The following is a 21,400-nucleotide window of genomic DNA, read 5'->3' as shown; positions in this document are numbered from 1 at the left end:
AAAGCGAATGGTACCCCTTGCCGGTGTGATCGACGGCAAGGGGCATGGCGACTTACATCTTCACCAGCCAAAGGCGGGGAAGGTTGTCCGAGAAGAGCGGGAAATCCTTGATCTTCGCGGTTGTCGCCCAGGCAAGCGGCTGCTGATGCAGCGGGATCATCAGGGCATGGTCCTTGGCGATTTTCAGCGACTGCGCTTCCATCGCCAGCCGCTTGGTCTGATCGAGTTCGACGGCGGAAGCCTCGGTTACCTTATCGAATTCCTTATCGGACCAGCCGCCCCAGTTGAAGATGCCGAACGAGCCTTCCTTCGTATGAAGAACCTGCGAGGTGAGGCTGTAGGTGTCGAGCATGGGCAGGGTCGCCCAGCCGAGCGTGTAGACATCGACCTTGCCGGACGAGCGCTTCGGCGTCTGTACCGCACGGGTGCCCTGGTCCAGCTTCGGCTTCAGGCCGACGCGCGACCACATGGAAGCCACCGCCTGGCAGATCTGCTCCTCGTTGACGAGGCTGTCGGCACAGTTGAACTCGAATTCGAAACCTTCCGCGCCTGCCTCCTTCAGCAGAGCCTTGGCCTTTTCCGGATCGGCTTTCACTGGCGTATCAAGTGCCGCGTCATAACCGGGGATCTGCGGAGCCACGAGCGCGCCGGCATTGCGCGATTTTCCGCGCATCACCTTCTTGTTGATCAGGTCGAGATCGATGGCGAGCTGCATTGCCTGGCGGACACGCAGATCCTTCATCGGGTTTGCAGCACCGGACAGAAGCTGATCACGTTGGGAAAAACCGATCATCACAGTGCGAAGGTCGGTGCCTTCCAGCACCTTGACCTCAGGCGAAGCGGCAAGCCGCGGCAGATCCTGCACCGGCGCCTGATCGGTGAAATCGATATCGCCGGCGAGAAGGGCAGCAACACGAGTTGCCGGCGAGGCAATCGGGGTCAGCTCGATCCGGTCGATATTGTGTTCAGGCTTGTCCCACCAGCCATCGAATTTGGTGAAGACCGTCTTTGCGTCCGGCTGGCGGCTTTCGAGCTTGAACGGGCCGGTGCCGTTTTCATTGTAGGTGGCATAACCTTCGGTGCCGGACCCGACATCGGTCGGCGCTTCGGCATTATTGACCTTCAGCCAACCTGCATCGAAGATGTAGATGGTTGTAAGGTCATTCGGCAGAAGCGGGTAATTGGCCGAGACATCGATCTCGATCGTGTGTGCATCGATGACGCGGGAGCCCTTATAGGCCGGAATATTGCCGCGCAGCGGCGACTTCGGGTCCGAGGCGCGCTTCAGCGAAGCCTGCACATCTTCAGCCGTGAAATCGGCGCCGTTGTGGAACTTCACGCCTTCCCGCAGCTTGAACCGCCATGTCGTCGGCGAGACGATTTCCCAGGATGTAGCGAGCGCAGGCTCGATCTTGAGATTGCGATCGTAGCGGACCAGTCCCTCATAAGTGTGATTGAGGACGCCAAGCGCAAAACTGTCGCCGTAGGAATAGGGGTCGAGCGAGCTGATATCGCGCGAGGCACCCCATTTCAACGTTCCGGCCGTGGCCGGCATCGCAAGAGCAAGAAGCGCAACGCCCCCCACCAGAATTCTCGATAAACGCATTGATAATTCCCCTCGGATTGCATGCAATTCTCACAAGACGATGCTTGGAACTGGAATGCATGACGTTAAAACCGGCTGCTGAAGGTGGCTTTTGGCGCTTTCTCTATCAGCTTGACTTCAGGCTAGATCAGAACGAATGCAAACTCAATAGATAATTGCATGCAATTTATTAGACTGGATGACGTACGATTTTTATGCGATATGCTGATGAAACTGCATTCATTCGAAAGAGCGACAGCAATGTCCACCAATCTCAGCAGAAGCGATGCGATCTACGCTTCGCTTCGTCGCGCAATCCTCGAACAGGCGTTGAAGCCCGGCACCAAGCTGCCGGAAGATTCCATCGGTGATACGTTCGGTGTCAGCCGCACGAGTGCCCGTAATGCGTTGCTAAGGCTGGCTTCCGACGGCCTTGTCGAGATCAAGCCGAACCGCGGCGCAGCCGTCGCCATGCCGACGCTGGAAGAAGCGGAAGAGGTTTTTGCTCTGAGACGTTGCCTGGAGCGTGAAGTGATCGAAAGGCTGTGCAAGCGCATGCCGCGCGATGGCATCGACGCGCTGATCAGCCATGTTCGGGAAGAAGAAAGGGCGCTTCAGGCATCTTCGCCGCGCTCCATCCGGCTTGCCGGCGAGTTTCATATCCTGCTTGCCGAACTCACCGGATCGAAACTGTTGATCGACTTCATCAGCCAGGTCGTCTCGCGCTCGTCGCTGATCCTCGCGCGTTTCGGAAGACCGCATTCCGCCGAATGCGGGATCGACGAACATGTGCAGTTGATCGAGGCGCTCAAGGAGCAGGATCCACAGACGGCTTGCCGGATCATGGACCACCATTTGCATGCAGTCGAAGACCGCGCCAAGACGGATGACAAGGATGACGGCCCCGACATTACCGAAATCCTCAATCGCTACATGTCGGCATCCGATTGAAATGAGCCAGCAAAGAGAGACGGCTGCGCGCTCCAGGCGCGGCATGGTGACAAGCCCGCACCATCTCGCCAGCGAAGCCGGAGCCAAGGTCCTGCGCCGCGGTGGCACGGCGATCGAGGCGGTGATCGCTGCAGGTGCCGCGCTGACAGTGCTTTATCCGCATTTTTGCGGGCTGGGCGGCGATGCTATCTGGATCGTCGCCGACCGCGCCGGCCGGCGCAAGGCCATCATGGGGATCGGCCAGGCAGCGAATGACCTGCCGAAGTTTGAAACCATACCTGCCCGCGGCCCGCTTTCTGCCCTGACCACTGCGGCGGTCGTCGACAGCTGGGGCCAGGCACTCAATTTTTCGCAGGAAAACTGGCAGGGCAAGGAGAGCCTTGCCTCACTGCTTGGCGATGCGATCGAACTGGCGGAGGAAGGTTTTCCGGTCAGCCGCTCGCAACAGCATTGGCATGCCTTTCGAAGCGGCGAGATCGAAAGCTGGCCGGGGGTCGCAAATGCTTTCGTCACGGAAGGGCATCAACGCCAACCACAGCTTGCCGAAGTGCTAAAAGCGATCGCTCTGCATGGGCATCGCGAATTCTACGAGGGCGAACTCGCTAACCGCATCGCCAGGGCGCTGGAAGCAGCCGGCAGCCAGATCCGGGCAGATGATCTGGCAAAGACCGTGGCCACCCTTGCCGACCCGGTGTCTGTCACCTATCGCGATATCGAGCTTCTGGGCCCGCCGCCCCCCTCGCAGGGTATTTCGACACTCGCCATCATGGGCATATTGTCGAATTTCTCGATGCGGAATGTCGATCCGACCTCTGCCGATTTCTACCATCTCTGTGTCGAGGCGGTAAAACAGGCGTTTCTCGACCGTGAGCAGATCGCCGATCCGGATTTCGCCGCGCAACGTTGCGCAGAATGGCTGGCGGGCGATTATCTTGCGGCCAAGGCGGAGGCGATCGATCCCAAATCCGCCCTGCCCTGGCCTCACCGTTTCCAGACCGGCGATACTGTCTATCTCGCAGCAGTCGACTCCGAAGGCCGATCGGCAAGCGTGCTGCAGAGCACCTATTATGACTGGGGCAGCGGCGTATTGCTGCCGGATACCGGCATTCTCTGGCAGAACCGAGGAGCCGCGTTCAGCACCGATCCGAAAAGCCCGAATGTGCTGGCGCCCGGCAAACGCCCCTTTTACACGCTCAATCCCGGCCTTGGCCTGAAGAACGGGATGCCGCATCTTCTCTACGGTACCCAGGGTGCAGACGGCCAGCCGCAGACGCTGACCGTTCTCCTCAGCCGTCTTATAGACCACGGCTTTGACCCGCTCTCCGCCCTTTCGGCGCCCCGTTTCCTTTTGGGCAGAACCTTCTCCGACACCCGCGACAACCTCAAGATCGAGGATGCCGTCGGCGATGATGTTCTGGCCGAGCTTGCGGGTCGCGGGCACGAGGTCATTCCGATCTCGGCGCTGAATGCCCTTTCCGGTCAGGCCGGCGTCATTCGATTGGACGGCGACGGCGGGATGGACGGGGCGCATGACCCGCGCAGCGATGGCTGCGCCATCGGAATATAGGTTTCAGATGAAAGTCGATCTCGTTCTCCGCAATGCCTTGATCGCCGGCCATCCGGGCCTAGTCGATATCGCCATCAGGGACGGCCTGATTGCAGAAATAGGAAGCCGGATCACTTGCGAGGCGGTCGAGGTAGAGGATCTCAAAGGAGCCTTTGCTTTTCCCGGCTTTGTCGACAGCCATATCCATCTCGACAAGGCCTGCATCATGGAACGCTGCTCGATCTGTGCGGGAACGCTCGAGGAGGCCGTGCGCGAGACGGCGAAGGCAAAGGCCGGGTTCTCGGAGGACGACGTCTACAAGCGGGCATCGGCGCTGGTCGAAAAGGCCATCATGCATGGCACCAACCGCATGCGGACATTCGTTGAAATCGACCCACGCGCCGGAATGCGATCCTTCGAGGCGATAAAGCGGGTTCGCGAGGATTACGTCTTCGCAATCGATATCCAGATCTGCGCCTTCGCGCAGGAAGGGCTGACACAGGAACCGGAAACGGAAGCCATGCTCGACGAGGCGCTTGGCTCGGGGGCGGACCTGATTGGCGGCTGCCCCTATACCGATGCCGATCCAACAGAACATGTCCGCAGGATCTTCGCACTGGCGCGAAAACATGACGTCGATGTCGATTTCCACCTCGATTTCAGCCTCGATCCGGCAAAGACCGATCTTCCGGCCGTGATCGAAGCGACACGAATAAACGGTTATGCCGACCGCGTGACGATAGGGCATGTCACCAATCTGTCAGCGCTCGATCCCGATGCGCTTTCCACAGTTGGAAAGAAGATTGTCGAGGCGGGTATCGCACTCACGGTCCTGCCTGCAACCGACCTTTTTCTTATGGGGCGGCAATATGGTTCGAATGTTCCGCGCGGTATCGCACCTGCCAACGCCCTTGCAGCTTTGGGCGTCAAAACGGCAATCGCGACCAATAATGTGCTGAACCCGTTCACGCCCTTCGGTGATGCATCGCTGGCGCGCATGGCCAATCTTTATGCCAATGTCATGCAGCTTTCGCGTGACGCCGACATCGAGCTTGTCTTCGACATGGTGGGAGCGCAAGCAGCAGCAATTACCGGCTTTCGACATGATCTGTCGGTCGGCCAACCGGCAGATATCGTCGCTCTCGATGCCGCAAATCCATCCGAGATCGTCCGTTCCTCAGCTCCCACCCTTGCGGGATGGAAGCGCGGGCGAAAGACATTCGTTCGCCCGAAGGCGCGGTTGCTCTGAGGCGATTGCATTTACGTCAGTGCGAGCAATCCGGGATGCCTGTCGGTTTCCCCGGCTGCAGGAATGCTGCTTTGGCTGCCGCGTCGCGAGCAGGCTATACCGGCCGCGACCGAAGCGCGTTGCATGGCCGCCTTGAGCGGCAGGCCGCGATCGAGTGCTGAAGCAAGCACGCCGACAAAGCAGTCGCCGGCCGCTGTCGTGTCCTTTACATCGATCGGCAGAGCCGTGACCCGGATTTCATCTCCATCGACACAGGCTTCCGCACCGTCTCCACCCAGAGTTCGCAGAACGCCGGTGCCAAGGCGGATCGAGAGCGCTGCGGCGGATGCTCGGCAGCCTAGCCAACCGGCCAGCGCCTCGGCCTCATCTTCGTTGACGACGACAAGGCCGCAGAGCGACAGAATCTTTTCGGACAGAGGGAAAGCCGGAGCGAGATTGAGGATCGACAGGGCCTTCGAGGCACTTGCGAGGCGGATGAGCCTTTCCACTTCCGCCACATCGTTTTCCATCTGCATCAGCACGACATTTGCCTGCTGCAGCAGATCCTCTTCCACGGCATCCGAAGACACGGAAAGATTAGCGCCAGCCGCAACAACAATCATATTGCGGCCCTTGGCATCGATATGGATCGAGGCATTGCCGGTCGGCTCGCTCACGCGCGCAACGCGGCTGATATCAGCCGTCGTTGCAAGATTTTGAAGGCCGATTTCGGCAAGGCTGTCCTTGCCGACCGCACCGACCATCACCACTTCGGCGCCATCCCGTGCCGCTGCCAGCGCCTGATTAGCGCCCTTGCCGCCAGATTCCGTGCGGAACCGTCTGGCAAGCAGGGTCTGCCCCGGTTGCGGCATCTCCTCGACCTCGTAGACAAAGTCGACGTTGATGGAGCCGAAGGTGATGATCATGGCATGTCTTTCTTCAAGCGACCTGAACGAAGTGGCCTTCGCCGGCTTCTTCATAGGTGCGTTTGGGCGGAACGTAATCGGCGCCGCGGAACGGGCTCTTGATCTCGTCATTGGAGATGCGGCGCGTCTGCCTGCGTGACGGATCGGCGATCGGAACCGCCGCCATCAGACGCTTGGTATAATCGTGCTGCGGGTTTTCGAACACGGCCTGACGCGGGCCGATTTCGACGATTTCACCGAGATACATGACCGCAACGCGGTGGCTGATGCGCTCGACAACCGCCATGTCATGGCTGATGAAGAGGTAACCCAGCCCAAGCTTTTCCTGAAGGTCCAGCATCAGGTTGATGACCTGCGCCTTGACCGACACATCGAGCGCCGAAACGGATTCGTCGGCGATCAACAGCTTGGGTTCCAGAGCAAGCGCACGGGCGATGCAGACACGCTGCCGCTGGCCGCCGGAAAACTCGTGCGGGAAACGATCCGCCATCGACGCGGCAAGACCAACACGCTCCAGGAGTTCACCAACACGGTCACGCGCATTCGATGCACTCACCAGACCATGGGTGATCATCGGCTCGGCGATCGCCTGCCCGACACGAATACGCGGGTTGAGGCTTTCGAACGGATCCTGAAAGATCATCTGCGCTTCGCGGCGAATGTCCGTCAGTTCCGTTTTTCCGGCTTTCAGCACGTTCTTGCCATCGATCCGTACTTCGCCCGACACCGGATCGGTGAGGCGGATGATCGAGCGGCCGGTGGTGGACTTGCCGCAACCGGATTCGCCGACCAGCGACAGGGTTTCGCCCTGACGAAGCTCCAGCGAAACACTTTCGACGGCATGGATACGGCCGATCGTCTTGCGCAGGAAGCCCCGCTTGACCGGAAAACGGGTGATCAGGTTGTCGACCTTGAGGATCGGCGGCTGATCGCGCTTGACGGTGTCCTCGGTCGCCTTGACCGGCTTGATCTCGCCGGTCTGCATGTCGACCTGTGGGAACCGCAGCGGACGATCCTTGCCGGTCATCGAGCCAAGCTGCGGCACGGCCGACAGAAGCGCACGGGTATAGGGATGTTTTGCGCCGGCAAAGAGATCGTGCGTCGTGCCGGTCTCGACCTGCTCGCCGCGGTACATGACGACGGTGCGGTCGGAAATTTCCGCGACCACGCCCATGTCATGGGTGATGAAGAGGACTGACATGCCCTCCTCTTCCTGCAATGTCTTGATCAGTTCGAGGATCTGCGCCTGGATGGTGACGTCGAGAGCCGTGGTCGGCTCGTCCGCGATCAGAAGCTTGGGATCACAGGCAAGCGCGATCGCGATCACGACACGCTGGCGCATGCCGCCCGAAAAGTTCATCGGATATTCGTTGAGACGCGACTTGGCCGAGGGAATCCGGACCTTTTCGAGAAGCCGTACGGCTTCAGCCTGAGCCTGGCTTTCCGACATGCCGCGATGCTGACGCAGCACTTCGGTGATCTGCTCACCGATCTTCAGGACCGGGTTGAGCGAGGTCATCGGTTCCTGAAAGATCATGCCGATACGGTTGCCGCGGATCTTCTGCATGTCTTCGAGCGGGATGGACAGAAGATCCTTGCCCTCGAATTCAATCTTGCCGGTCACGCGGGAGTTTCCGGGCGACAGCAGGCGCATGATCGACATGGCCGTGACGCTTTTGCCGGAGCCGGATTCGCCGACGACGGCAACGGTTTCCTTCGGTGCGATGTCGAAGCTCACATCATTGACGACATTGCGCCATTCGCTACCGACACGGAAGGCCGTGTTGAGCTTGGAGATGGAGAGAATAGGATTGGTCATGATCTTAGCCCTCGCGACGCGGATTGAGGATGTCGCGCAGGCTGTCACCGATCAGGTTGATCGCGACGATGAGCAACAGAAGGGCGATGCCCGGGAAGAGGCTGATCCAGTAATCGCCGGAGAGCAGGTATTCGAAACCGTTCGAGATCAGGAGACCCAGCGACGGTTCGGTGACCGGCAGGCCGATACCGAGGAAGGAGAGTGTCGCTTCCAGCATGATTGCATAGGCAACGCGCATGGTTGCGACCACGATCAGCGGCGGCAGGCAGTTGGGCAGGATGTGCCGGAACAGGATGCTGCGGTCCGGCAGCGCCATCGAGCGGGCGGCATCGACATAGGCGCGCTTGCGCTCCACCAGTGCCGAACCGCGGATCGTACGGGCATAATAGGCCCACTGCGTCACGACGAGCGCCAGAATGATCTTGTCGACGCCCTGACCGAGAATGGCGAGGAAGATCAGCGCGATCAGGATGGCGGGGAAGCTGAGCTGGATGTCGACGATACGCATCAGGATCGAGTCGGTCCGGCCACCGACATAGGCACTGACGAGGCCGATCGAGGCGCCGATGACCAATGCGATCGCCGCGCTGGAAAGGCCGACGAGGATGCTGGTGCGCAGGCCATAAAGGATGGCGCTGAACAGGTCGCGCCCCTGTGTGTCGGTGCCGATCAGGTAGGTCATGCCCGACATGCTTTCCGAACCTGGCGGCAGTCGGCCATCCATGATGTCGAGCTGCGCGAGATCGTAGGGGTTCTGCGGTGCAATCAGCGGCGCGAAGATCGCCGCAAGAATGAAGATGGTCACCAGCACCATGCCGAGTAGCGCAAGCTTGTCATGCAGCAAGGCATAGATGATTTCGCGCGCAGGCGAACGGGAGGTGGATTTTGCACCGCTGTTTGCAGTGGCATGAACTGAAGTGGTGGAGGACGAAGTATTGTCGGTCATCACGAGTTCCCCTCAAGACGGACGCGGGGATCGACGATCGAGTAAAGAATGTCGACCAGAAGGTTGATGACGCTGAACATCACGACGGTAATCATCAGGTAGGCGAGTATAACGGGGCGATCGAGAACACCGATGGCATCGATGATCAGCTTGCCCATGCCCGGCCATGCAAAGATGGTTTCGGTCACGACCGCAAAGGCGATCAGCGAACCGAGTTCGAGGCCGATGACGGTGATCAGCGGGATGAGTGTATTCTTCAATACGTGCACGGTGACGATACGACGTTCCGGCAGTCCCTTGGCACGGGCGAAACGGACGAAATCGAGCTGCATGGTTTCCATCACGCCGGCGCGGGTGAGGCGGATGACCAGCGAGATCTTGAACAGCGCCAGATTGAAGGCGGGCAGGAACAGATGCGACAGGCCATCCCATGTGAACATCGACAGCGGCACGCCAAATACATTGACGGTATCGCCACGGCCCGATGACGGCAGCCAGCCGAGATAGACGCTGAAATACATGATCATGACGAGGCCGATCCAGAAGGTCGGCAGACTGAAGCCGAGGATCGAGAAGGTCATGATCGATTTTGAGATAAAACCCTTGGGCTTCAAGCCGGCATAAACGCCGAGCGGAATACCGATGACCAGCGCCATGGCGAGCGCCACGAAAGCCAGTTCCAAGGTCGCCGGCATCCGGTTCAGGATCAGCGTCAGGGCCGGCTGGTTGAACACGAATGAATTGCCGAGATCACCGGAGAGAGCGTTGGTCAGAAAGATCCAGTACTGCTCCCAGACCGACTTATCGAGACCGAAGGCCTGAATGACCTGCAGGCGTTCGGCCGGTGTCGCGGTCGGGCTCAAGAGGACGTCGACCGGGTTGCCGACGAGAAAGAGGCCAGCAAAGACCAGAACAGACATGACGAAAAGTGTGAGCACGGTCTGCAGGGACCGGCTTAATAGATATCCGCTCATGCGTGTGAGCCTCCCATAGTTCGGCTACCGAACGTTTCCCCGCCATGGCGGGCAATGCGCTCGATCAGCAATTCGATGAACCCGGTTTCGTCGACATCGGTGACGACAGTGGTATTGGCTGGCCGGTTCATCTTGTTGTAGAAATCGGCATAGGTATAACCCATCGTCAGGCCGGTAACCTGCGCGCCGACAAAAGCCTCGCGGCTGGTAAACAGTTCGGGGCGGATGAGCCAGGCGATAGTCGTCGCATCATGGATCGGGCCGCCCGGACGACCGAAGCGCTTTTCGTCGCTGCGGTCGAAAGTGGTGAAGAGATTGTAGAGTGCGGCACCCGCCTCGCCGCCGGCGCGGAACCGCTCGAAATGGTCTGCCGTAAACAAAGCCTGAAAGGTCATGTCGAGGGGCATCAGCACGATCGGCACGCCGGACTGGAAAACGATCTCGGCCGCGTGCGGATCGGCATAGATGTTGAACTCCGCCCAGGGCGTGCGATGGCCAAGCGCCGTGAAGGCACCGCCCATCGATACGATCTGGCGAATGCCGCGCGCGACATCCGGATGCTGGATCAGCGCCAGTGCGACATTCGTGAGCGGTCCGATGGCGCAAATGGTGATCTGCTCACCCGCCGTTACGGCGGCGCGAGCCGAACGCACGATAAACTGGATTGCACTCTCTTCTGCCGGCACGACATCGCCCGCCTTGACCAGCTTGTCATCGAACGAACCGATGCGAGCGTATTTGCCATAAACCTGTTCGCGCACAAGCGGGCCACTTGCGCCGGCAAAAACCGGCACGTCACGGCGGCCGCTCACGCCCACCAGCTTGCAGGCATTCGTAACCGTATGTTCCAGCGAAACATTGCCGGCCACGATAGAGAGGCCGAGAACCTCGATTTCCGGCGAGGCAAGCGCCATCAGGATGGCAGCGGCATCGTCCACGCCCGGATCCGCATCGATGATGACCTTGTGGCTGCTCATGCGACAGCCTTTTCGTCAGCGTAGCGCGACAGGCGCTCCAGGAAAAAGGCAATCACGCCTTCCGCATCGACCTTGGTGACGATGTCTGCATTCGGCGCCAGCCCGCTCTTGCCATACCAGTCGGCAATCGTCTGGCCCATGCAAAGCTCGCTTTCGTATTCGACGAAGACGCGCGCCTTCTGCGTCTCGAACAAATGCGGCGCGAGGATGTAGGCCATGACCAGCGGGTCATGAAGCGGGCCGCCGCGCGAGCCGTAACGGCGCACGTCGTTGCGGTCCCAGAAAGCCATGAGTTCGGCCAGCGTTTCGGAAATACGGCCGCTGACGCGCGAAAACTCGGCGACATGCTCCGGCTTCAGCATCACCTGATGGGTCGCGTCGAGCGCCAGCGCCACGATCGGGATGCCGCTCGAAAATACAATATGCGCAGCGTGTGGATCGGCGAGAACGTTGAATTCCGAGGTCATCGTGCGGTTGCCCGGCTCGCGATAGGCACCGCCCATCATGACGATGCGTTCGATACCGTCGGCCAATTGCGGTTTCATCCGTAGGGCCACCGCAACATTGGTGAGCGGTCCAAGGCAGCAGAGCGTGATGCGCTCACCGGTTTCGGCACCATTGCCAAGCGCTTCGATAAGAAAATCGACGGCGGACATCGCTTCCGCCTTCTTCACCGGCTCCGGCAGCGTCGTGTTGCCGAGGCCCGTCTTGCCATGGAACTGTCCATGGATCGGCTCGCGCAGCATCGGCCGGAAACAACCGGCATAGACGGGGATATCAGTGCGGTTTCCGAGCTCGCAAACCTGCAGCGCATTACGCACCGTACGCTCCAGCGGCTGGTTGCCGCAGACCGGAGTTATACCAAGGATCTTCAGTTCCGGCGAAACGAATGCGGTCAAAAGCGCAATCGTGTCATCGATACCGGGATCACAATCGACGATGATCGAAGTCGGCTTCATACAAAATGCCTTCAATGTGGGAACCAGAAACGTCAAAGGGCGCCGATACTGCGCAAAACGCCGGCGATTTCCTCGCGCGCCGCGTCATTCAGCGGCATTTGCGGATGCATCGGCGCACCAACGGCGAATCCCTGCAGGTCGAGCGCCGTCTTGATGCAGGCGGCGATCGAGTATTTCGCAAAAACCTCGTTCAGCTTCCAGAGCGGCCGCTGCAGCTCCATTGCCCGCGCCCAATCACCCGCCTTGGCGGTTTCGTAGAGTTCAATGCTCTGTCTGGGCGCGATACAGGCCGGTCCAGCCATCCAGCCAACCCCGCCGATCATCATCACGCAGGTCGGAATGTGTGCGGAAGCTGCAAACACTTCCATCCGGCCACGCGTCCGCTCGATGATGGAGAGAAGACGACCGGTATTGGTGGAGGCATCCTTAATGTAACGAATATTGTCGATGCGGCTAAGGCGCTCGATCACCGGGAGCGACAGGTCGGAGCGCTGGAACTGCGGGTTGGTGTAGAGCACCACGGGGCGCCCTTTTGCCGCCTTGGCGATTGCGGTAAAATATGCTTCAACGCCCTCGTCGCTGATCGGGAAGTAGGCTTCCAGGATGGCCAGAATCCCGTCGACGCCCGAGTTCACCATATATTCGGTCTGGGCAACGGCATCGGCTGTTGATGTCGACGCCACGCCGGCGACAACGGGGACACGGCCACTGCTGGCCGAGATCACCGTGTCGACGACGCGGCGCCTTTGCTCTTGGGAGAGATAGGCATATTCACCAGTGCTGCCGAGCGGCGCGAGGCCATGGACACCTTCATCGATGAGATGGTCCACGAGATCTGCAAGCAGATTCCGCATCACATTGCCGGCTTCGTCGATCGGCGAAACGAGATAGGGAAATACACCGCTGAAGGACATGGTGAACCGCTCCTCTTTCGATCAGTTCGGCTTCACGTAATAGGGAAGCGTGTAGCCGTCGGAGCGACCCGCATAGTTTATGTCGCTCTTCACCGCCCAGGTATTGGCGAGATAGAAGACCGGGATGACGCCGAGGTCGGTCATCGCGATTTCCGTGGCCTTCTTCAGCAGGTCCTCGCGCTTGGCATCGTCCAGCGTTGCACGGGCTTCGTTGAGCGCCTTGTCGAATTCCGGGTTGGAATAACGACCGCGATTGCCCTGGCCGGCCTTTTCGCCATAGGTCTCAAGGATAGGCCCGAGAACGCCCGAAGCTTCGCCGGTTTCGACGGCAGCACCACCCATGATGAACGAAAACTCGAGGTTCGAGGCGCGGGTGAAATAAACGCTGCCTGGCAGGGTGGCGACTTCGGTCTTCACGCCGACGCGGCTGAAGAACTGGCCGATTGCCTGTGCCACCTTGCTGTCGTTCGGATAACGGTCGTTGGAGGCATGGAAGGTCAGCGCAAAACCATCCGGGTAACCGGCCTTGGCAAGCAGTTCCTTCGCCTTGTTCGGATCATAGGCATCGACCTTGATGGCCGGATCATAACCGAAATAACCCTCCGGCACGACCTGGCCGGCAGGTACGCCCTGCCCGTCCATTATCCGATCGACCAGCGCCTCGCGGTTGATCGACAGCGAAAGCGCACGGCGCACATCGGCGTTCAAGAGCGGGTTCTTGCCGTCAGGACCCTTGGCGAACGGCGATTGTTCGCGGTTCTGGTCCATATGCAGATACATGATGCGGTTGCCGGCAATGTTGACGACCTTCATCTTGTCGGAGGCTTCCAGGCGGCGGGTATCGGCCGTCGGGATGTTTTCGATCATGTCGACATCGCCCGAAAGCATGGCGGCAACACGGGCGCTCGGGTTCTTGAAGACACGGAAGGTGACCTTGTCCCACTGAGCCTTTTCGCCCCAATAGGCATCGTTTTTCTCAACGACGACGTTATCATCCGGAGACCACGAAACGAACTTGAACGGCCCGGTGCCGATGACGCCCTTGCCGGTGTTCATCTCACTGGTCGTGACCTTTTCCATCTCGGCCGGCAGGATGGCGATACGGCTGAGGTTGTTCAAGAGCAGCGGCGTCGGGCCGGAGGTCTTGATGCGCACCGTCAGTGGATCGACTGCCGTCACGTCGGTGATCGCCTTCACATAGGCGGCAAACGAGCTAGGGCTGTTGGTGGATGCAAGCGGAATGCGCTTGATGCTGGCGACCACGTCTTCAGCGGTGAAATCGCTGCCGTCGTGGAATTTCACGCCTTCGCGCAGCTTGAATTCCCAGGTCGTGTCATCAACGATCTGCCAGGAGACTGCCAAAGCCGGCTGGATCTGCTGCTTGTCGTCCTGATTGACAAGGCCGTCGAAAATATTGCGCGCCATCGCGCTATTGGGGCCGACGACATAGAATTGCGGATCCATGGATGTCGTCGAGGCGGAAAGACCGACGGTCAAATCCTTTGCCTGGCTTGCGAGCGGCATGGCGGAAACAGACGCGACCAATGCGGCTGCGAACACAGAAAACTTCATGGTGAGGACTCCTCCGGGTTGTCCAATCTCCGCACTCTCCCTGCGGGGTGGAGATGAGTTAAAGCTTTCTTACAAGAAAGAAAAATTGCATTTTGTACTCGATCCATGCCTTAATGTTATGGAGAGGATACCAGCATGCGATTGAAACCACGTCAGGTAGAGGCATTCAGGGCCGTGATGATGGCCGGGGGCATTACCGCGGCGGCAGATGCCCTCAATGTTACCCAACCCGCCGTCAGCCGGTTGATCCGCGATCTCGAGGACGTCGTTCAGATGACATTGTTCGAGCGGATCGGCGCACGCCTCATACCGACCGCAGAGGCGACCCAGCTCTATCGGGAGGTCGAGCGGCTTTATCTGGGTCTCGACCAGATTGCCCAGGCCGCCGACGATATCCGCCTGCACAAGAATACCGTTCTTCGTATCGGCAGCGTGACATCACTTGTCCGTCCCTATCTGCATCGGGCCATAGTCGACGTGATCGGCGAGCGGCTGGATATTCCTCTGGTTATCGAGGTCGAGAACAGTCGTTACATCTGGGACATGGTCGAGCGAAACCGCTACGATCTCGGCCTGGTCTTCGCTTCACCGCGCATGGCCGACAAAAACGCCGTTCGTCTGCACAGCACGCATGCCGTTGCCGCGATGGCGCCGGGCCATCGTTTGGCGGGGCGTTCCGTCATTACGCCCTCCGATCTCATCGATGAGCGGGTGCTGATACCAGGCCGGAATTCGCCTTTGCGCCTCTCGCTCGACAGGGCCTTTTCTCGCGAGGAGCATCAGCCGGTCAGCACAATGGAAACATCCATGCTGAACTGCTGCTACTTCGCCGCCGCCGGCATGGGAGTGGGGATCGTCGATCACACCAGCCTCAGGTCCGCGGAGGCGGATGTGATCTCCATCCCGTTCGAACCGAATATCGAGGTTTCCTATTTCGCCATACGCCCGAGCGGCGGTCAACGGATCGCCATCCTCGACGAGATCATCAACAGGATCCAGCACCTGATCCAGAACTGACCCAGAGCGAGCCTTTCCTGCCGGCGCTTCGTTACGGCTGATTGGCGGCCTTTCGCACTGGAGCCAGCAATTCCGCCTGATCGGCAACGATGGAAGCAGCCTCGGTCCTCAAGACGTCCTTTGCGTTCTTGCGGGCATTCTCAAGCGCAAGATCCGCACTCAGACTGCGCTCGTTGGCCTGCAAGCCGTCATCCTCGCCACGCAGCACGCCGTCATCACCTTCTGCACGTGCCTTCAGGCGGCTTTCAAGGGCTTTCATCTCTTCTCGGCGCTCGGCCTCATTCAGGGAGATGACGCGCTTTTCCCGTTGCGCCTTCAACTCCGCAGCGTCTTCGACGAAACGCTGAAAATCCTTATCGTCTTTCACGCGGGCTTCATGACGGCTCAGGAGTTGCGGCAGCAACGAAGTCGTCTTGTTTGATGCGGTATATCTGGCAGGCTTGATCTTGTCCCACGGCAAGGCATTGTCATAGCTCGACTCGCCAACGATCTTCGGATCAAGGAGACCCGGCAAAGTAATGTCAGGCGTCACACCACGAAGCTGGGTCGTGCCGCCGTTTATCCTGAAAAACTGCGCGATCGTCAGCTTCAACTGGCCGTATTTCGGCGTATTGTTGCGAACGGCCTGGTCGAGATCGATGACAGTCTGCACTGTGCCCTTGCCGAAACTGGGCTCGCCGATGATCACGCCGCGACCGTAATCCTGTATCGCCGCTGCAAAGATTTCTGATGCCGACGCAGAGCCGCGATTGATCAGCACGCCGACCGGGCCAGCCCAGGCCGGCTTGGAAAGATCATCGCTTTCGACCTCGACCCTGCCCGCCGCATCGCGTTGCTGAACGACCGGACCCTTGCCGACGAACAGACCGGTCAGGTCGATCGCTTCGGTCAGCGAACCGCCGCCATTGTCGCGCAAGTCGATCAGGACGCCATCGACCTTTTCCTGCTTCAACTCCCCGAGAAGCTTGGCGACGTCGCGGCTGGCGCTTCGGTAGTCCTTGTCGCCTTTGCGGCGCGCATCGAAATCCTCGTAGAAGGCCGGCAGGGTAATGACCCCGATCTTGCGGGGCACACCATGATCATCGATGGGCAGGACGGTTTTCTTCGCAGCCTGTTTTTCAAGGCTGATCTTGTCGCGCACCAGGCTGATCACCCGATGGCTTGCATTCGCGGCAGTCTCGGCGGGAAGGATATCGAGCCGCACGACGGAGTCCTTCTCGCCGCGGATAAGCTGGACAACTTCGTCGAGGCGGATGCCGACGACTTCCTTGACCGCGCCATCCTTGCCCTGGCCAACGCCGATGATGCGATCTCCGACCGCCAGCTGCCCGGATAGCTGGGCCGGACCGCCGGGCACGAGTTCGCGAATGGTCGTGTAGCCGTCCCGTTCCTGCAGAACCGCCCCGATGCCGACCAGCGAAAGCTTCATCGAAATGTCGAAATCAGCCGAGGCGGCAGCACCGAAATAGTCGGTATGCGGATCGACGGAGGTTGTGTAGGCAGCCATGAAGGACTGGAACACGTCATCACTCTTGTAGGTGTAGACGCGCTGCTGGATGTTCTCGTAACGCTTGTCGAGCGTATTGCGAATTGTGTCGCTTGTCTGGCCGGCTAGTTTCAGCCGCAGCCAGTCGTTCTTGACACTCTTGCGCCACAGGTCATGAAGCTGTGCTTCCGATTGCGCCCATGGGTCATCCTCACGCGACAGAGGAAAATCTTCCTTGGCGCTGAAATCGAAGCCCTGCTTGAGCAGGTCCCGCGCATATGCCATGCGATCGACAACGCGCTGCGAATAGACGTTGAATATCGAAAACGGGATCTTCAGGTCTTCGTTGACGATGGCATCGTCGATCCTGGTCTTGTTGACCATGAACTTGTCGATATCGGCCTGCAGGAAAAAGCTCCGGTCCGGATCGAGCGACTTCAGATATCGATCCATTATTTTCGCAGACAGGGCATCGTCGAGCGGAACCGGCTTGTAGGCATAGCGCTCAAGGAATTGCGCGCTCAGATTTGCGGCCTCCGCCTGGCTCTTTTGCGGCGCAAGAACCGGTGGCGGGCCAAGCTCCAGGGCATAGGCCGACGGTGCCATTAGAAGAAACAGGCCAACGAAACCGTAACGAGCGCGCATTCAGCTATAATCCCAAGTGCAGAATAAACAGACTGTCAGGTGTTGCATCAACCGTGCCGTTTTAGCAACCCAACTCTATGCGCAATAATTTGTGTCTAACGCCCACATTATCGACAAAATTGCTGTCGCGAGCCGGCTCCCGCTCTGCCCTGCCGTCGTCTTGCGCCATGTTTTCCGGTCGCCATCACATTTTCCTTCATGGTCTTAAGACTGAAACCGGCCTTTCCCTCGCTCCGGTTTTGCTATCTTTATATGTGTCTGCATTCGCACATTCTTTGGGAGGAAATATGCGGGCAATGTTGAACGAGGTCGAAAAGCGTCGCGCGGAGGCGAGGCTGGGCGGCGGCGTCAGGCGGATCGAGGCCCAGCATGCCAAAGGCAAGCTGACGGCCCGCGAACGGATCGAGGTGCTGCTCGACGAGGGTTCGTTCGAAGAATTCGACATGTATGTCACCCATCGCGCCGTAGATTTCGGCATGGCGGACCAGAAAGTCGCCGGTGATGGCGTAGTCACAGGGTGGGGCACGATCAACGGCCGGCAGGTCTACGTCTTTTCCCAGGATTTCACCGTACTCGGCGGCTCGCTGTCGGAAACCCATGCGCAAAAGATCTGCAAGATCATGGATATGGCGGTGCGGGTCGGCGCACCGGTGATCGGCTTGAACGATTCAGGCGGCGCGCGCATCCAGGAAGGTGTCGCCTCGCTTGCCGGTTATGCCGAAGTGTTTCGCCGCAATGCCGAGGCATCCGGCGTCATTCCGCAGATTTCCGTGATCATGGGCCCCTGCGCCGGCGGCGCCGTCTATTCGCCTGCCATGACCGATTTCATCTTCATGGTCCGCGATTCGTCCTACATGTTCGTCACCGGCCCGGATGTGGTGAAAACGGTGACAAACGAGATCGTGACCGCGGAAGAACTGGGAGGCGCAGCCACCCACACGCAAAAGTCATCCGTGGCCGACGCGGCATTTGAAAACGATATCGAGGCGCTGGAAGCGGTTCGCCGGCTTTTCGATTTCCTACCGCTCAACAATCGCGACAGGGTTCCGATCAGGCCGGTTCACGACGACCCATCACGGGTCGAAATGCGGCTCGACACGCTGGTGCCGGACAGCGCGGCCAAACCCTATGACATGAAGGAACTGATAACGGCACTTGCGGACGAAGGTGATTTCTTCGAGATCCAGCAGGCCTTCGCGAAAAACATCGTCACCGGCTTCATCCGCATCGAAGGCCAGACGGTCGGCGTCGTTGCCAACCAGCCGATGGTTCTGGCCGGCTGCCTGGACATCGATTCATCGCGCAAGGCGGCGCGGTTCGTCCGTTTCTGCGATGCCTTTTCCATTCCTATCCTGACGCTGGTCGACGTCCCCGGTTTCCTGCCGGGCACCGCGCAGGAATATGGTGGTGTCATCAAGCATGGCGCAAAACTGCTGTTTGCCTATTCGGAGGCGACTGTACCGATGGTGACGCTGATCACCCGCAAGGCCTATGGCGGCGCCTATGACGTGATGGCATCAAAACATATCGGCGCCGATATCAACTATGCATGGCCAACAGCTGAGATCGCGGTGATGGGCGCCAAGGGGGCGACCGAAATTCTCTATCGCTCCGAACTTTCAGACCCGGCCAAGATCGCGGCCCGCACGAAGGAATACGAGGAACGTTTCGCCAATCCCTTCGTTGCCGCCGAGCGCGGTTTCATCGACGAGGTGATCATGCCGCATTCGTCCCGTCGCCGTATCGCCCGCGCCTTTGCCTCGCTGCGTAACAAGCAGGTAACGACGCATTGGAAAAAACACGACACGATACCGCTCTGAAGGCCCGCAACCATGTTCAAGAAAATCCTCATCGCCAATCGTGGCGAAATCGCCTGCCGGGTTATCAGAACAGCGCAGAAGATGGGCATCGCAACCGTCGCCGTCTATTCGGACGCCGATGCGAATGCCCTGCATGTGTCGATGGCCGACGAGGCGGTGCATATCGGCCCCGCACCTTCCAACCAGTCCTATATCGTCATCGACAAGATACTCGATGCGATCGCCCGGACCGGTGCGGATGCCGTACATCCGGGTTATGGCTTTCTGTCGGAAAATGCCGCTTTCGCCGCCGCACTCGAAAATGCCGATGTCACCTTCATCGGCCCGCCCGTGAAGGCCATCGAGGCAATGGGCGACAAGATCACCTCGAAAAAGATCGCTTCGAAGGCCGGTGTCTCGACCGTGCCCGGGCATATGGGCCTGATCGAAGATGCCGACGAGGCGGTGAAGATTTCCTCTTCGATCGGCTATCCGGTCATGATCAAGGCCTCCGCAGGCGGCGGCGGCAAGGGCATGCGCATCGCCTGGAACGACGCGGAAGCCCGCGAGGGTTTCCAGTCGTCCCGCAACGAGGCGAAAAGCTCGTTCGGCGACGACCGTATCTTCATCGAGAAGTTCGTCGACCAGCCGCGCCATATCGAGATCCAGGTTCTGGGCGACCAGCATAAAAACACGCTTTATCTCGGCGAACGCGAATGCTCCATCCAGCGGCGCAACCAGAAGGTCATCGAGGAAGCCCCCTCGCCTTTCCTCGATGATGCGACCCGCAAGGCGATGGGGGAACAGGCGGTAGCACTTGCAAAGGCCGTCGGTTATTTCTCCGCGGGCACGGTCGAATTCATCGTCGACGGCAACCGGAATTTCTATTTCCTCGAAATGAATACCCGCCTGCAGGTGGAGCATCCGGTGACCGAACTCGTCACCGGCATCGACCTCGTCGAACAGATGATCCGCGTTGCAGCTGGCGAAAAGCTTTCGTTCAAGCAGAAGGACGTATCACTCAGGGGATGGGCGATCGAAAGCCGACTTTATGCCGAAGACCCCTATCGCAATTTTCTGCCGTCGATCGGCCGGCTTTCCCGTTACCGCCCGCCGGTCGAGGGGCTGCAAGATAGCGGCGCCGTTATCCGCAACGATACCGGTGTTTTCGAAGGCGGCGAGATATCGATGTATTATGATCCGATGATCGCCAAGCTCTGCAGCTGGGCCGAGGACCGGAAAGCCGCAATAGACGCCATGGGGACGGCTCTCGATGCGTTCGAGGTGGAAGGGATCGGTCACAACCTTCCCTTCCTGTCTGCCGTGATGGGGCAGGAAAGGTTCCGCTCCGGCGAGCTGACGACCGCCTATATCGCTGAAGAGTTTCCGGATGGCTTTTCCGGTGTGGAGCCCGATGTCGGCGACGCGCGCAAGCTTGCGGTCATTGCAGTGCTGGTCAACCAGGCTTTGGAGGAACGTGCAAGCTGGATTTCCGGCACGCTGTCCAAACGCCGCCGGGCGGTGGCGAAGGACTGGGTCGTGACACTTTCGGCCGGGGCAAAGTCCACATTCGAAGGCCCGGTCACGCTCGATACGGCGGCCGATGGAGCCTTCGTGCGTTTCGACGATGCCCATCATATCTCTGCTGCGACCGGCTGGTTTCCGGGGCAGAGTCTTGGGGATTTCCATGTCGGCGGTGAGAGCCTGATGGTGAAGGTTGATCTGGTGGGGTCGGCCATCCGGCTGCGCTGGCACGGCATGGATATTCTGGCGCGGGTGCGCTCGCCGCGCATTGCCGAGCTTGCCAAGCTCATGCCGGTCAAGCTGCCGCCGGACACGTCGAAAATACTGCTTTGCCCGATGCCCGGGGTCATCACTTCGATCGCAGTGAGCGCGGGTGACAAGGTGGAGGCCGGCCAGACGCTTGCCACGGTCGAGGCGATGAAGATGGAAAACGTTCTGAAGGCCGAGAAAGCGGCGCTTGTCAAACGCGTTGCCGCCACACAAGGCCAAAGCCTTGCCGTGGACGAATTGATCATCGAATTCGAATGATCTG

General features: G+C 59.4%; 16 protein-coding genes. 6 read left to right on the top strand and 10 right to left on the bottom strand.

What is annotated here, in order from left to right; genetic code table 11:
• Positions 1–52 precede the first annotated feature (52 nt).
• Positions 53–1,606 (bottom strand): ABC transporter substrate-binding protein, encoded by a 1,554-nt coding sequence (locus MRBLMR1_RS27935; RefSeq protein WP_404945465.1) that lies wholly within the window; start codon positions 1,604–1,606, stop codon positions 53–55.
• 207 nt (positions 1,607–1,813) lie between these two features.
• On the opposite strand from MRBLMR1_RS27935, the gene MRBLMR1_RS27930 reads away from it, so the two are divergent.
• Genes MRBLMR1_RS27930 through MRBLMR1_RS27920 form a run of 3 tightly spaced genes read left to right on the top strand, consistent with a single transcriptional unit; the run spans position 1,814 to position 5,331 of the window.
• Positions 1,814–2,536, top strand: a complete 723-nt coding sequence (locus tag MRBLMR1_RS27930) for a GntR family transcriptional regulator (protein ID WP_500067021.1) — start codon at positions 1,814–1,816, stop codon at positions 2,534–2,536.
• 1 nt (position 2,537) lies between these two features.
• A complete protein-coding gene (locus MRBLMR1_RS27925; RefSeq protein WP_500067020.1) occupies positions 2,538–4,103 on the top strand; it encodes a gamma-glutamyltransferase family protein in 1,566 nt (521 codons plus the stop codon).
• A 7-nt stretch (positions 4,104–4,110) separates the two neighbouring features.
• Positions 4,111–5,331, top strand: coding sequence for an amidohydrolase family protein (locus MRBLMR1_RS27920; RefSeq protein ID WP_500067048.1), 1,221 nt, complete (start codon positions 4,111–4,113; stop codon positions 5,329–5,331).
• A gap of 11 nt (positions 5,332–5,342) precedes the next feature.
• Here the strand turns inward: MRBLMR1_RS27920 and MRBLMR1_RS27915 are convergent, their stop codons facing one another.
• Genes MRBLMR1_RS27915 through MRBLMR1_RS27880 form a run of 8 tightly spaced genes read right to left on the bottom strand, consistent with a single transcriptional unit; the run spans position 5,343 to position 14,397 of the window.
• Positions 5,343–6,236, bottom strand: a complete 894-nt coding sequence (locus MRBLMR1_RS27915; RefSeq protein ID WP_500067019.1) for a ribokinase — start codon at positions 6,234–6,236, stop codon at positions 5,343–5,345.
• A gap of 13 nt (positions 6,237–6,249) precedes the next feature.
• A complete protein-coding gene (locus tag MRBLMR1_RS27910; protein WP_148144614.1) occupies positions 6,250–8,055 on the bottom strand; it encodes an ABC transporter ATP-binding protein in 1,806 nt (601 codons plus the stop codon).
• Between the two features lie 4 nt (positions 8,056–8,059).
• Entirely contained in the window at positions 8,060–9,001 is a 942-nt protein-coding gene (locus tag MRBLMR1_RS27905; protein WP_148144613.1) for an ABC transporter permease, read from the bottom strand.
• The gene (locus tag MRBLMR1_RS27900) at positions 9,001–9,975 is read right to left on the bottom strand and encodes an ABC transporter permease (RefSeq protein WP_148144612.1); all 975 of its coding nucleotides are present in this window, start codon (positions 9,973–9,975) and stop codon (positions 9,001–9,003) included. The genes MRBLMR1_RS27905 and MRBLMR1_RS27900 overlap by 1 nt, the downstream gene beginning before the upstream one ends.
• Positions 9,972–10,952 (bottom strand): nucleoside hydrolase, encoded by a 981-nt coding sequence (locus MRBLMR1_RS27895; RefSeq protein ID WP_148144611.1) that lies wholly within the window; start codon positions 10,950–10,952, stop codon positions 9,972–9,974. The genes MRBLMR1_RS27900 and MRBLMR1_RS27895 overlap by 4 nt, the downstream gene beginning before the upstream one ends.
• Positions 10,949–11,911, bottom strand: coding sequence for a nucleoside hydrolase (locus tag MRBLMR1_RS27890; protein WP_148144610.1), 963 nt, complete (start codon positions 11,909–11,911; stop codon positions 10,949–10,951). Before MRBLMR1_RS27890 ends, MRBLMR1_RS27895 begins: the two co-directional genes overlap by 4 nt.
• 32 nt (positions 11,912–11,943) lie before the next feature.
• Entirely contained in the window at positions 11,944–12,825 is an 882-nt protein-coding gene (locus MRBLMR1_RS27885; protein WP_500067018.1) for a dihydrodipicolinate synthase family protein, read from the bottom strand.
• Between the two features lie 21 nt (positions 12,826–12,846).
• A complete protein-coding gene (locus MRBLMR1_RS27880) occupies positions 12,847–14,397 on the bottom strand; it encodes an ABC transporter substrate-binding protein (protein WP_500067017.1) in 1,551 nt (516 codons plus the stop codon).
• A 135-nt stretch (positions 14,398–14,532) separates the two neighbouring features.
• Between MRBLMR1_RS27880 and MRBLMR1_RS27875 the strand changes: the two genes are divergently transcribed.
• Positions 14,533–15,414, top strand: a complete 882-nt coding sequence (locus MRBLMR1_RS27875; protein ID WP_183685404.1) for a LysR substrate-binding domain-containing protein — start codon at positions 14,533–14,535, stop codon at positions 15,412–15,414.
• A 31-nt stretch (positions 15,415–15,445) separates the two neighbouring features.
• Here the strand turns inward: MRBLMR1_RS27875 and MRBLMR1_RS27870 are convergent, their stop codons facing one another.
• Positions 15,446–17,545, bottom strand: coding sequence for a carboxy terminal-processing peptidase (locus MRBLMR1_RS27870; RefSeq protein WP_183685405.1), 2,100 nt, complete (start codon positions 17,543–17,545; stop codon positions 15,446–15,448).
• 296 nt (positions 17,546–17,841) lie between these two features.
• Between MRBLMR1_RS27870 and MRBLMR1_RS27865 the strand changes: the two genes are divergently transcribed.
• Together MRBLMR1_RS27865 and MRBLMR1_RS27860 are read left to right on the top strand one after the other, a co-directional pair.
• Entirely contained in the window at positions 17,842–19,365 is a 1,524-nt protein-coding gene (locus MRBLMR1_RS27865) for an acyl-CoA carboxylase subunit beta (protein ID WP_500067016.1), read from the top strand.
• Between the two features lie 12 nt (positions 19,366–19,377).
• Positions 19,378–21,396, top strand: coding sequence for an acetyl-CoA carboxylase biotin carboxylase subunit (locus MRBLMR1_RS27860; RefSeq protein ID WP_500067015.1), 2,019 nt, complete (start codon positions 19,378–19,380; stop codon positions 21,394–21,396).
• Positions 21,397–21,400 lie beyond the last annotated feature (4 nt).

Source organism: Neorhizobium sp. LMR1-1-1.1 (genome assembly GCF_040675795.1).
Lineage (GTDB): Bacteria > Pseudomonadota > Alphaproteobacteria > Rhizobiales > Rhizobiaceae > Neorhizobium > Neorhizobium cellulosilyticum.
Note: the sequence above shows the minus strand (reverse complement) of the source record. Positions and strands in the feature narration are given on the sequence as shown.